At 50.6% G+C, this 13,087-nt stretch carries 6 protein-coding genes; 5 read left to right on the forward strand and 1 reads right to left on the reverse strand.

What is annotated here, in order from left to right; translation table 11 throughout:
* The first annotated feature begins 70 nt into the window (after positions 1-70).
* The 5 genes from DCW36_RS15810 to DCW36_RS15830 all read left to right on the forward strand — a co-directional run bounded on the left by DCW36_RS15810 (position 71) and on the right by DCW36_RS15830 (position 9,637).
* Entirely contained in the window at positions 71-3,217 is a 3,147-nt protein-coding gene (locus tag DCW36_RS15810; protein ID WP_114781245.1) for a SusC/RagA family TonB-linked outer membrane protein, read from the forward strand.
* 19 nt (positions 3,218-3,236) lie between these two features.
* A complete protein-coding gene (locus tag DCW36_RS15815; RefSeq protein ID WP_114781246.1) occupies positions 3,237-4,736 on the forward strand; it encodes a RagB/SusD family nutrient uptake outer membrane protein in 1,500 nt (499 codons plus the stop codon).
* A gap of 11 nt (positions 4,737-4,747) precedes the next feature.
* Entirely contained in the window at positions 4,748-6,151 is a 1,404-nt protein-coding gene (locus tag DCW36_RS15820; RefSeq protein ID WP_114781247.1) for a PKD domain-containing protein, read from the forward strand.
* Positions 6,152-6,275: 124 nt separating this feature from the next.
* Positions 6,276-7,124, forward strand: a complete 849-nt coding sequence (locus DCW36_RS15825) for a glycoside hydrolase family 16 protein (RefSeq protein WP_114781248.1) — start codon at positions 6,276-6,278, stop codon at positions 7,122-7,124.
* A gap of 101 nt (positions 7,125-7,225) precedes the next feature.
* Positions 7,226-9,637, forward strand: coding sequence for a glycoside hydrolase family 3 N-terminal domain-containing protein (locus DCW36_RS15830; protein ID WP_205702949.1), 2,412 nt, complete (start codon positions 7,226-7,228; stop codon positions 9,635-9,637).
* A 362-nt stretch (positions 9,638-9,999) separates the two neighbouring features.
* Here the strand turns inward: DCW36_RS15830 and DCW36_RS15835 are convergent, their stop codons facing one another.
* Positions 10,000-12,930, reverse strand: coding sequence for a ligand-binding sensor domain-containing protein (locus DCW36_RS15835; protein WP_114781249.1), 2,931 nt, complete (start codon positions 12,928-12,930; stop codon positions 10,000-10,002).
* Positions 12,931-13,087: the final 157 nt, after the last annotated feature.

Genomic DNA, 13,087 nt, shown 5'->3' on the forward strand with positions numbered 1-13,087 from the left:
ATCACTCCCATCCTTACCTGTCCACCTTTTATGAAAGATTACCATGAGCCAGCTAACACAAATTATTAACATGAGGAAATATTCACATTTGGCAATATCCTGTGCCATTACTGCAGCTGTCTGTGTGCCCGCTGTTTCTTTTGCCGGTGCCGTGCCTGCTTCTAGCCACACAAGCAGTAAACGGGTTGTTGGCACCATCTCGGGGCGCATTACCAATGAAGCCGGAGAGCCATTATTAGGCGCCAGTGTAGGCCTGAAAGGTACCACCACCGGCACCATTACCGATATGGATGGGAAATTTACCCTTCCCGTTCCGGATGAAGGCGGAACACTGGTTATCTCGTACGTAGGGCACCAGACGAAAGAGGTGCTCGTTTCTCCCGGACAAACAACCCTGAATGTAACATTGCAGCTTAATGCCAATGCCCTCGAAGAGGTGGTGGTAGTCGGCTATGGCGTTCAAAAGAAAAGCGTGGTAACAGGGGCTATATCAAGTGTAAGTGCTTCCGACCTGGAGAACATGCCTGTGTTCCGGGTGGAGCAGTCGCTGCAGGGCCGCACCTCCGGTCTTACCATTACCACCAGTTCCGGCCAGCCTGGTGCAGCGGCCACCGTACGGGTACGCGGCACCACGACCATCAACAACAGCGATCCGTTGTATATCGTGGATGGTGTGCAGGTTACCGGTGGCATAGACTACCTGAACCAGGCGGATATCGAATCAATTGAAGTGCTGAAGGATGCCGCATCGGCAGCCATCTACGGTGCACGTGCAGCAAACGGGGTGGTTATCGTGTCCACCCGCAAAGGGAAAAGTGGACAGATGGCGGTGAACTACAACGGTTTTGTGGGTACACAGGCTCCCTGGCGCAAGCTCGACCTGCTGGATGCCCGCGAATATGCCACGCTTTACAACGAAGCCAGTGTAGCAGGCGGCGGTCCTATCCGTTTCCAGAACCCGGATGCGCTTGGTGAAGGAACAGACTGGCAAAGTGCTGTTTTCAGCGATAATGCGCCCATACAAAACCACGAACTGAGCGTATCGGGCGGAAGCGAAAAATCGACATACTTTGCCTCGTTCGGCTACCTGAACCAGGAAGGTATTGTGGCCCCGGATAAGTCGAAATACGAGCGCTTTACGGTTCGCCTGAACTCTTCCCACAAGATTACCAAAGCCATTACTTTTGGCAACAACCTGGGCTATACCCGTACTGCCTCCAACGGTATTGAACCTAACAGCGAGTGGGGTTCTCCTCTGAACAGGGCCATAAACATGGATCCGCTTACGCCTGTCATCGAAACGGATCCTGCCCGCCTCAATGCCTCACCGTTTACAGACCAGCCCGTGGTGCGCGATGCAATGGGCAGGCCCTACGGCATCTCACAGTATGTGTTCTCTGAGATACTCAACCCGGTAGCCGCGCTTGCTGTTTTACAAAATAAGGGCTGGTCTGATAAAATTGTGGGCAATGTGTTTGCAGAAGTGGAGCCACTGAATGGTCTGAAATTAAGATCCAGCATGGGTGTTGACCTGGCTTTCTGGGGCGGCGAGAATTTCGACCCGGTTTACTACCTGAGCGGCACCTTCAATAATACCCTGAACGATTATTCCCGAAACGCTAACCGCGGCATGTTCTGGCTGCTCGAAAATACGGCCTCTTATACCCGTGTGATCGGTCGCCACAACATCACAGCACTGGCGGGCACCTCTGCCCAGCGCAACTACGGCGAGATGCAGGGCGGCCTGAAGTCGGGGATTCCTGCTACCAACCTGGAAGAGGCTTCACTGGCTTTCCCGGTCGCTAACGAAAACCAGTTATTCTACGGCAGTGAGTACCAGGAAACGCTGGCTTCGCTGTTCGGCAGGGTAACTTATAATTACGATGAAAAATACCTCTTTACCGGCATCGTGCGTCGCGATGGTTCCTCCCGCTTCGGCTCCAATAACAAGTACGGCGTTTTCCCGTCGGTTTCTGTTGGTTGGGTAGCGTCGCGTGAGGGCTTCTTCCCTGAAAACAATGTAGTAAACTTCCTTAAAATAAGAGGTTCCTACGGCGTTAACGGCAACAACCAGATCGGAGATTTCCGTTACCTGCCTACGGTAAGCGGTGGACGGAACTACACCATGGGTTATGGCCCGGATGCCCAACTGGTAAACGGTGTAAGCCCGAATGCGCTTTCTAACCCCGACCTGCGCTGGGAGGAAACATCCCAGGCAAACATTGGATTTGATGCCAACCTTTTCCAGGATTTCAACCTGACGTTTGATTACTACAACAAGAAAACAAGCGGTATGCTGCTTGACATTGCCATTCCGTGGTATGCAGGTAATAACGGACCGGTAGGCAACATTGCCGACATGGAAAACAGGGGCTATGAACTAGAAATAGGTTACGGCAAAACGGTAGGTGACTTTACCTTCGATATCAGCAGCAACGTATCGTACCTCAAAAACGAAGTTACCTTCCTGGGCGAAGACAAAGAATTCCTGAATGGACAGGTTTTCGGCCCATCCGGTGAAGTATTCACCCGCACCGAAGTAGGTAAGCCTGTTGGTTTCTTCTATGGCTTTAAAAATAATGGCCTGTTCCAGAACGAGGAAGAAGTAGCCAGCTATGTAAACAGCGAAGGAAACTTGCTGCAGCCAAACGCAAAGCCAGGTGACTTCCGTCGCGTTGATACCAATAACGACGGTATCATCGACAACGACGACCGCACCATGATTGGCAACCCTACCCCCGACTGGACCTACGGCTTTACAACCTCTGTTAAATGGAAAAACTTTGATATCATGGTGTTCGGTCAGGGCATAGCCGGAAACGATGTGTTTAAAGCTATCAGGCGTTACGACCTGCAGGGTGCCAACTGGACCACTGCAGCGCTTGGCCGCTGGACGGGCGAAGGCAGCACCAACAGCTTCCCGAGGCTGTCTCTTAACGACCCGAACCAGAACTTCAGCCGCAGCTCCGACTTTTATGTAGAAGACGGTTCTTACTTCCGGATAAAAGTCCTGCAACTGGGTTGTTCCCTTCCGCAGGCCATCAGCAGCAAAGCAGGCCTGAACAAAGTGCGCTTTTATGTTACCGGCAACAACATCCTCACCTTTACCAACTACACCGGTTTCGACCCTGAAATTGGCGGAGGAAGCTTTGGTGTAGACCGTGGCATATACCCACAGGCCCGCTCTTACATGGTTGGCGTAAATCTTGGCTTTTAATCTTTAAACTGCTACAGTAATGAAAATCAAAAATATAGTATTACCCGCGCTTTTTGTGGCTGCTTCAGCCTCGTTCAGCGCCTGCGACAAAGAATTTCTGGAGCTGCAGCCCAGAGGAACCGAACTGGAAGACAACTTCTACAAAAATGAAGAGCAGTTGTTCCAAGGCCTTGTGTCTGTTTATGATGTGATGCAGTGGGGCACCAGCGGCGGCTACACCATGAAGATGCCCCTGCTCACGGTTGCCTCTGACGAGGCGCACGCAGGTGGCAGCGATGCCTCCGATCAGCCTACCTGGGTACGCTGGGATAATTTCACCATAGACCCTTTTATAAGCCCGGCTCCCGGTATCTGGCAAAAGAACTTTACCGGTATCTACAGAGCCAACCTGCTCCTGAGTAAACTCGAAAATGCTACCGGCATCGACCCAGCCTTCAGCAGTCGTGCCGCGGCAGAAGCAAAAGCACTGAGAGCCTACTTCTACTTCGACCTGATGCGCTTCTTTGGGAATGTGCCGCTCATTACAAAAGCGATACCTACTAGCGAACTTTACAGCCAGAAACAGGCAGCGCCGGCAGATGTGTATGCCCAAATCGAGAAAGACCTGCAAGAGGCACGCGCTGTTCTGCCACCCACCATTCCGGCTAATGAAAAAGGAAGACTAAGCAAATGGGCGGCAACAGCAATCCTTGGTAAAGTAATTATGTTCCGGAACGATAATGCCCGTATGGCAGAGGCAGCAGCTTTGTTTAACGAAGTAAACACCCAGGGTAACTACAGGCTCCTCGACAACTTTGGAGACATTTTTAATCCCGCTAACAAATTCAACACCGAGTCAATCCTTGAAATACCGCATTCAAACCTTTCTTCCTGGGGCGACTGGGGCTGGGTAAATGGCGGAGAAGGTAATGTGGCGCCTCAGTTTATCGGGGCTGACGGCTATAATGGCCCCGACTTCGCATCCGGCTGGGGCTTTGCCCCTGTCTCGCTGGACCTGGTAAATGCCTTGCAGGGCGACCCCCGTTTTGAGCACACCATTATCGACGGGAATGCCTTACGGGCTGAGGGAGCCACCTACAACGAGCGCTACCAAAACACCAATTACTTTATCCGCAAATATGCGCCGGTCAAAGATTACCGCCACACCGGTGCCGGCAACCCGGAACTGAACTGGCCTATCAACGAAATTGAAATCAGGCTAGCCGACACCTATCTCCTGGAAGCAGAAGCGATTGTACGTAGTGGCGGCGATATCAGCAGGGCTAAAATGCTGCTCGACGCTGTCCGCGCACGGGTGGGCTTACCGTCTGTACCGCCTACACTGGAAAATATCTACCGGGAGCGTCAGCTGGAACTGGCCACCGAAGGCCACCGCTTTTTTGACCTGGTGCGCACAGGCAGGGCGGCTGCCGTGCTGGGGCCTTTAGGGTTCAAAGCAAATAAAAACGAGGTACTGCCCATTCCGCAACAGGAAATAGACCTTACCAAAGGAGTTCTACAACAAAACAGGAACTATTAATTTAAAAAAGCATGAAACGTACGATATCTTTTCCCCGACTTATAAAATACCTTCCGGTAGCGCTGCTGACGCTGGTGGCAGCTGCCTGCTCCCCCGATGATCCGGATCTCGAACTCGGGCCACCCCCTTCCTCGGATAGTATCACCATAATAGCTACGCCCAGCAGCAGCAATCCGAACATTGTTCAGTTAAAGAGCGAAGCCCCTGGTGCCTTCAAATCCATCTGGGACTTAGGAAATGGCGTTACTGCCGAAGGCCAGCAAGTAAACGCTTCTTATGCCCTGGAAGGTGAGTATACGGTAAAGTTAACCGTGTTCACCAAAAACGGATTTGCCTCCAACACTAAAACCATCCGCATCGACCAGACCAACTTTTCGATGCTCGACCGGCCCGACTACAACGCCCTTACCGGTGGCGCCGATAAATTGGCCGGCAAAACCTGGGTATTCGACCCGGTAGGTCCCATGAACTTTGGCGGTCCGGCGGATGCTCCTAATTCGTGGTGGAACCAGACGCTGGCTGAGCAGAACGACTGTATGAAAGATGACAAATACGTTTTCAAACTGGATGGTTTCAAATTCGAAAACCAGAGCAACGGTGCCATGTGGGGAATTGCGGACGGCGCAGAAAACGTGTGTGTGCCGCAACCGGCCACGGCTCCTGCCAGTTCCTGGAACCTGTATGAAGAAAACGGCAAAACCATGCTGTCGCTGTCAAACAACGAGACCATCGCCTGGGACGACAACGAAGGTGTTTATGAAGTCATAGAGCTGACCGAAAACAGGTTGTATATCCGTAAAACCTGCTGCGGCGGTGCCGGCACCCGTAATTATGTACTTGTTCCGGAAGGCTATACGCCACCTGTCGAGGTGATTGAAAAACCCTACAAAATAGAGGACATCCGCGACAACTTCGACGCTCCCGGCAACATCATCTGGATACAGGATGCCATGACGCTGATGGCGCCTTACGACAACCCTGCTCCCCTTCCCATCAATACCTCACCAAAAGTGGCGATGTATATTAAGCAGGAAGGCCAGCCTTTCGCGTTTGCCAACCTGTTTACTGACCTCGAATATAAAATGGATTTGCGTCAGCGAAATGTTTTCAAGCTAAAGGTATTTATTCCCAGCTATAACGACTTCGTAACAGCGGCCGGAGAAGACTGGGCCATTAAAACCCTCCTGAAGCAGGTATCTGTTAAACTTCAGGATGGTTCTGCTGCCCAACCCTGGGCCAACCAGGTAGAGGTGAAACAGGCTGTAAGCCAAACAGACAAATGGGTGGAACTCACTTTCGACTTCAGCCCCTACGCCGACAGAACTGACCTGGACCGCATTGTGGTGCAGATCGGTGGAGAAGGAAATTACATTCCGGCTATTTTCTTCCTGGATGATTTCAGGCTGGAGCCATAGCTAAAAAAGGAACAGTATCATAAGGGGCATTAACGTCTCCTGCTGATGCTGTTCCTTACTTATCCCAAAAATATAATTGGACTGCACCTGAACAATGATCTTCCACAACATAAAACGTACCACCATGCCTCTTATATTGGTTTCCAACCTTTGCATTGCCCTGTTATGTGCTGCCTGTACCGGTACCGAAACACCACGACCGGTTATCACGGCACCCAAACCACCCCAGGACCTGAACTGGACTTTTGAAAGCACCCCGGTCTGGGCCGATGAATTTAACACCCCCGGAAAGCCGGACCCGAACAAATGGGGCTATGACCTGGGCGGCGGCGGCTGGGGAAACAATGAGCTGCAAAACTACACCGACAATCTCTCCAATGCCAGCGTTGCCGATGGCTTGCTAACCATTACGGCCAGGCGCGAGAACAGCGGCAACATGGAGTACTCATCGGCACGGCTGGTTACCAAAAACAAAGGTGACTTTCTCTATGGCCGGATTGAAGTAAAGGCAAAACTACCCTCCGGTAAAGGCACCTGGCCCGCCATCTGGATGCTCCCAACCGACTGGGCCTATGGCGCCTGGCCCAAATCAGGCGAAATAGATATTATGGAGCATGTGGGCTACGATCAGAATAAAGTTCATATTACGGTGCATACCGAAGCTTACCACCACAAAATCGGCACGCAGAAAGCGGGAACAAAAGTAATTCCCACAGCCAGCACTGATTTTCACCTCTACCGCCTCGACTGGACACCATTTTCCATGAGAGGGTATATTGATGAACAGCTGGTATTTGAATACAGGAACGAAGGAAAAGGCTATGCCGTGTGGCCATTCGACAAACGCTTCCATTTGTTACTCAACTTAGCAGTAGGCGGCGATTGGGGCGGTGCCCAGGGTGTTGACCCCGATATCTACCCCAGGTCCATGGAAGTGGATTATGTACGGGTGTACAAAATGATTGATAAATAACAGCGGACATCTGTCCGGAATAATAAAAAAGAAGCAGCAGCAATTCATCAGTTGTACCCACCCCAGTTGCTGCTGAACGCTTTACAGAAAACTTTTCTAACATGAAACCGAAAGTAACTTTAATGAACCTGCGGCAGGCAGCGCTCACAGTCCTGTTTGTGTCTGCTGCTTTTACCTCCTGCCATGCCCAGAAAAGAACGGCACAAAAATCTGCTGCACCTGCCACCACAGCCTCTGCTGCTCCTTCCGAAGCAGAAATTGAGCGCAAGGTGCAGGCGCTCCTCAGCCAGATGACGCTCGAAGAAAAAGTAGGCCAGATGGCCCAGATAACGCTGGATGTAATCGGCAAGGGCGAAAACCGCTTCACCAGCTTTGAGCCAGTAATGCTGGACAAGGCAGAAATGAAAAAGGCGCTGGTGGATTATAAAATCGGCTCCGTGCTCAATACCGCCAATAACCGCGCCCTGACGCCGCAAAAGTGGCACGAACTCATCAGCGAAATTCAGCAGGTAGCCATGCAACAGACGCGCCTGAAAATACCGGTGATCTACGGCGTGGATGAAATCCATGGTGCTACGTACACGGTGGGCGCGACCATGTTCCCGCAACAGATCGGGCAGGCAGCCAGCCGGAACCGGGCACTGGTACGGCGCGGCGCTGAAGTAACAGCCTATGAAACCCGCGCCAGCTCCATTCCCTGGAACTTCTCCCCTGTTCTGGACCTGGGTGCAGACCCGCGTTTCCCGCGCCAGTTCGAGTCCTTTGGCGAAGACCCTTACCTGGTAGCAGAAATGGGTGTGGCCACTATTAAAGGTTACGAAGGCGAGAACAACAACATTGGTCACCCGGAGCACGTGGCCTCCAACATGAAGCACTTCCTGGGTTACCAGATACCTACCTCCGGCAAAGACAGAACGCCTACCTACCTTTCAGAAGAAGCGTTGCGGGAATATCATCTCCCCTCTTTTAAAGCAGCCGTAGACGCTGGTTCGCACACACTGATGGTAAACTCCGGCATCATAAACGGCATACCTGTACACGCCAACCACGACCTGCTCACCAAACTCCTGAAAGAGGAACTGGGCTTTAAAGGACTGGTGGTAACCGACTGGGCCGATATCGAAAACCTGCACCGCCGCGACAAGGTAGCCGCCACCGACAAGGAGGCCATCATGCTGGCCATCAACGCCGGGGTAGACATGTCGATGATTCCCTACAACTACGAGCCGTTCTGCGACGGGCTGGTGGAGCTGGTAAAAGAAGGAAAGGTAAAGCAGGAACGGGTGGATGATGCCGTGCGCCGCATCCTGCGCGTAAAGTTCGCACTGAACCTGTTCGACAAACCTACCACCAACCCGAAAGATTACCCCAAGTTTGGCAGCAAGGAGTTTGAAGAAGCTTCTTACAAGATGGCCGCAGAGTCTATTACGCTCCTCAAGAACGAGCAGCAGCTCCTGCCCCTGGCAAAGAAAACCAAAGTGCTCGTAACCGGCCCCAATGCCAACAGCATGCGCACCCTCAACGGCGCCTGGACCTACTCCTGGCAGGGCGATAAAGTAGATGAGTTTGCTGCACAATACAACACCATCCTGGAGGCCGTGCAGCAGGAAATCGGAGCTTCCAATGTAACCTATGTACCGGGTGTGAGCTACAAAGCAGGCGGCAAATACTACGAAGAAGCAGCAGACAAACTAGACGAAGCCGTGGCCGCTGCCCGTAACGCAGATGTCATACTACTCTGCCTCGGCGAAAACACCTCCACCGAAAAACCGGGCGACCTGAGCGACCTCTACATTTCGGAGTTGCAGACGGAACTGGCCCGTAAGCTTGCCGCAACTGGGAAGCCCGTGGTGCTGGTGCTCAACGAAGGCCGCCCGCGTATTATCAGCCGCTTTGAGTCACAGATGCAGGCCATCGTGCAGATTTACCAGCCCGGCAATTTCGGAGGCAACGCATTGGCCGATGTGCTTTTCGGTGATGTGAATCCTTCCGGGAAACTGCCGTACACCTACCCCCGCTATCCCAACGCGACCATTTCTTACATTCATAAGCATGCCGAAGAGCAGGCAAAAGCAGAGGGCGTTTACAACTACGAAGCAGATTATAATCCGCAGTTCCTCTTTGGACATGGCCTTAGCTACACGACCTTCAGCTATAGCGACATAAAGCTGAGCACGGAGCAACTGCAGCTAAACGAGCAGCTGACAGTGAGCGTGGAGGTAAGCAACACGGGCAAAGTGGCAGGCAAAGAAGTTGTTCACCTCTACACCTCCGACCTCTACGCCTCCAACATCACACCCGATGTAAAAAGGCTGCGACGTTTCGAAAAAATAAACCTCAAACCAGGCGAAAAACAAACCGTCACCTTCACCCTTAGCGCCGACGACCTCTCTTATACCAACCGTTCCGGCAAAAAAGTAACGGAAGCAGGCGACTTCGAAATACGCATCGGAGACCAGGTTAAAAAGTTTACGTTAGTAGAACAGGCACCGGTAAAGACGCAGAATAACTGATATGATGTAGCCTGAATTTGAATCAACAGGTTATAAACCGAAGAGGGAGACTGGCAAGAACACAACGTTCAAACCAGTCTCCCTCTTTTTTTGCTAATATATGACTGTGCTTTCTTTTCAAATTTTGCTCTTCCGGACATCTGTGTCCGGAAGTTCTCTGCTGGGGACATCCATGTCCCCGTACCGTGCAAGCTTATTTTGCAAAGCGGACACGGATGTCCGCAACAGACTTAGTTCATGACACAGATGTCCTAAACAGCAGTTACATTTAGTTAAATCTTAGGCAGGCAGCCTCTGAATCAGGTCAATTTTTTCTGCTGCATCTGCCACCAAAGCCTCTGCTCCTGCCCTAAGGCGCAAACTTAATACTTCAGAATAAACTCCGTCAGGTTAACCTCCTGCTCCAGGTTCATTTTTTTGCGGATACGGTAGCGGCTGGTTTCCACTCCCCGGATGGACAGGTTCAGAAGCGATGCAATTTCTTTGCTCGACAAGCTCATGCGCAGGTAAGCACAAAGTTTGATATCGCGGTGTGTGAGCTCGGGGTAATCTACCCGGAGGCGCTTGAGGAAATCTTCGTGTATCTGGTTGAAATGCAGCTCAAACTGGTCCCAGTTATTTTCAACCTTTATCTCATCTTCCACGGAGCGCAGCACTTTGCGGAGGTGATGCTGCGACTCCCGGTCGTTAACATTTTCTATAACGAGCTGCAACTGGTTCCGTACCTTTTCCACCGTATCGAGGCTATGAATAACGTGCAGGGCAGAAGAAGCGAGCTCTTTGTTTTTCATGTTCAGCTCATTTTCCAGTTTCTCGTTATTTAACCTGATAATTTCTTTTTCAGCTTTCAGCACTTCTTCCATATGCTGCGCCTCCTGCAGCAGGAGCGCCTTTTGCTGTTCCTTTTCCAGCTTTAACTTTGTTTTATAGATCTGCCGGTCAACTCGCTTTTTCAGCAGGAACAACAAAACGATTCCCAAAAAAACATACACAGCATAAGCCCCCAACGACCTGTACCAGGGCGGCGCCACCTCAAAACGGAAAGAGGCTTCTGCACTTTCATTATTATAAATATCTCTTGCCCGCACATGAAACGTATAATCTCCTTCTCCTAAATTGGTATACTCCTTCTGCAACACCGGACTCCAGGACGACCAGTTCTTATCGTGCCCTTCCAGAAAAACCTGGTACGCCATGCCATCTATGTCGCTGTAAGAAATGGCTCCGTAGGTAAATTTCAGGGAATTGAACCGATACGGCAACTCAGGTATCCTTTCTTCCGGCTGCTGCACACTGAGGTAGCCACTAGCAGAGAAGGCGCCTGCAAAAACCAAGGTGTCTTTTCCATCTGCCCTGGCCTCTATTTTGCGGATAAGTGTATAAAATTTATGATCCACGTTCTTTGTCTGCAGAAAGGATGGGTGGTAATGCACAAAGCCCTCATCGGTGCCGAAGAGCACATTGGCGCGGTCGTAGTAGGCAATATGTTCAAAGCCCCCAACCAGTTTGCCACTCATTTTGCTGAACGTATTTTTTTCCACTTCATAGCTGCCATTCGGTTGTTTCTTAAGGATACCCATTTCTTCCCCAGCCGAAAACCAGATATTCCCGTTCTGGTCTTCCACCAGCTTGCGCACGTGCACATTTTCATCAAAAAGCTTTCCCAATTCTTCATGCTGCTCAAATCTTTCTGAGCCTTCGTTAAACTTAAACACACCGCGCTCTCCAGTAAAAACCAGTTTACCGCCTATTTTAAATGTGTTGATGAAGAGGTTTGACGGAAACCCGTTCTTCTCATTATAAAAATCTACCCGCTGCACTTTTTTAAGATCCGGCTCCAGCTTTAGCTTATAAACGCCCTTATAGCCATGCGCTACCCATAGGTTTCCCGCTTCGTCTTCTTCCATCACCCGCGACGACTCGTTGAAACCGGCAATCTTCCACTGAAACTGCACCTGTCCTCCCACTAATTTATACAAGTACAACCCGGAATAGGTACCGCAGACAAGGTAGCCCGGATAATCTTTCAGCGGCATAAACAGCCAGGCGCCCCGGTGATCAGAAAGTTTAACGGCCCGGTCATCCACCAGTTCATAAGCTCCGTTGTGGTGAGACAGGAGCAAATGTCCTGCTATTTTCTGCAGATTGTAAACCTGGCCCTGCGAGTTTTCAATCTGGCGAAAACCGGTAGTTTCGAGCGGATTTTGCCGGTTCGACCATTTCCGGTAATACAAGCCGTCGCTGGTGCCCAGGTAAAGCCGGTCCTTGTCCATCAGGGAGGTGTAGGCAGTGCCGGGCAAACCATTTTTAATATTAAAAAGCGTGAAGGGGGAATTTATCTCCACATAATCGATCCCATTGTTCAGTCCAAGCCAAAGATTACCGGCATTGTCCTGGTAAATGCTCCGGACGGTGTTATTCTGCAGACCTTTATCCCGGTTCAGGTGCTGGAGCGGCTGCCCCTTGTTGTCTATCAACAGCAGGCCATCCTGTGAAGTACCGATGGCATAACCTTCTGCCAGCGCAATAGCGGTTCCTGCCTTGGCTTTAGCCAGAAAACTTTTCACCCCTGTTGCCCAGGGCTCGAAGTGGGTATACCCGTCGTAAGTAAACAGGCCCTCCTGTTCCGTTACCAGCAGCACTTTGTTTTCAGCAGCAGGCAGCATGGCTGTAATTACGCTTTGCCCGAACGCGCTACTGTTGGGAATCAGCACCATCTTTTCCTGTTTCAGCTCGTAAATGCCTTTGCCCATTACCGGCACATACAGCTTGTCCTGTACAAAAAAAGCCATCTCGCTTTTCTGAGCGGGCACTTTATAAACCTTTACCTGATTGTCCTGCAGAAAATAAATACCCGAAACAGTGCAGAAATAAACACCATCGCTGGTCGTGTAGATTTTCCAGACATCATCAAAGTTCTGGTACTGTTTTTCTATTTTACCTTTAAGCGACTTAAAAACCAGCTGCCCCTGCGCATCCGGCTCCAGGTAACCAAAATCATCCTGACCGCCCACATAAATGCGTCCTTTGTTATCAATGGCCAGCGAACGCACATTGGTTCTGTTATCAAGGCTGATCGTGTTCCAGAGGTTACCGTCAAACTCCAGTATACCGGCGTTATTTCCGAAATACAGTACGCCCCTGTGGTCCTGCACGATAGCCCAGTTCTGCGAGGCAGCTTTGTAATCTTTGTGTGTGTAATTACGGATGGATGGAATACCCTCATTCTTTACCTGGGCAACTGCCAGGAACTGAATAAGAAGAAAGGAAAATATTAGAAGAAACTTTTTCACAAATGGCAAATAAAAAAACCTGGTACAAAAAGTGTTAATCTAAAAGATATTTGATATGCTGAAAGCGTAATTATCCGTTAAAGTTAACATTTGTTTGCATGTCCTTTCAACAAAGACTTTTGAAAATGAGTGCCATCGTAAAGTCTTTCACCGGTTT

Source organism: Botryobacter ruber, from assembly GCF_003347595.2.
GTDB classification, from domain to species: Bacteria; Bacteroidota; Bacteroidia; order Cytophagales; family Hymenobacteraceae; genus Pontibacter; species Pontibacter ruber_A.

What these genes read in the sequence shown, in the direction of transcription:
- DCW36_RS15810 (WP_114781245.1), top strand. Translation starts at nt 71, where the DNA reads ATGAGGAAATATTCACATTTGGCAATATCCTGTGCCATTACTGCAGCT.
- DCW36_RS15815 (WP_114781246.1), top strand. Translation starts at nt 3,237, where the DNA reads ATGAAAATCAAAAATATAGTATTACCCGCGCTTTTTGTGGCTGCTTCA.
- DCW36_RS15820 (WP_114781247.1), top strand. Translation starts at nt 4,748, where the DNA reads ATGAAACGTACGATATCTTTTCCCCGACTTATAAAATACCTTCCGGTA.
- DCW36_RS15825 (WP_114781248.1), top strand. Translation starts at nt 6,276, where the DNA reads ATGCCTCTTATATTGGTTTCCAACCTTTGCATTGCCCTGTTATGTGCT.
- DCW36_RS15830 (WP_205702949.1), top strand. Translation starts at nt 7,226, where the DNA reads ATGAAACCGAAAGTAACTTTAATGAACCTGCGGCAGGCAGCGCTCACA.